Raw genomic sequence first — 598 nt, forward strand, 5'->3', positions numbered from 1 at the left:
GCGGGCTCTAACGTCGCTTTTGTAACGGGTCATTATAAAAAAGAAGAAGATTTTGAGGAAAAGTGGAAAGCGCTGGCTACAGGAATTGATACACTTGTCATCTATATGGGTATCAAAAACGTGCAGCAGATTGAAAGAAAACTCCTTGAAAACGGCAGGGACGGTTCTACGCCGGCAGCCTTTATTCATTGGGGAACAACGGACAAGCAAAAATCTGTTTTTTGTACAGTTGACACCCTTTCAGAAACGGTGATAAAAGAAAACATTACAAATCCGAGTTTAATTGTCATTGGAAATGTTGTAAATTATCACTATAAGCTGGAATGGTTTGAATCTGAACTGAAAAAACAAGATTTAAGCGAGGCGTTGTAAAAATGAAACAAGCAATTTTATATGTCGGCCACGGCAGCCGGGTCAAAAAAGCGCAGCAAGAAGCCGCAGCCTTTTTGGAAGGATGCAAGGCCCACATCTCTGTGCCAGTACAAGAAATCAGCTTTTTAGAGCTTCAGGAGCCGACAATTGAGACAGGATTTGATGCATGTGTGAAGCAAGGCGCCACTCATATCGCAGTGGTGCCTCTGCTTCTTTTAACAGCTGC

1 protein-coding gene and 1 pseudogene are annotated in these 598 nt (G+C 42.6%); both read left to right on the top strand.

Going from position 1 to position 598, the window contains the following annotated elements:
• The coding region (locus ACWHAR_RS29550) for an SAM-dependent methyltransferase (protein ID WP_452088752.1) at window positions 1–372 on the top strand (372 nt) is incomplete at its 5' end.
• Window positions 373–374: 2 nt separating this feature from the next.
• Window positions 375–598, top strand: a pseudogene (sirB, locus tag ACWHAR_RS29555) (sirohydrochlorin chelatase); the annotation flags it as partial.

The sequence above is a fragment of the Bacillus sp. LR--39 genome, from assembly GCF_053613335.1.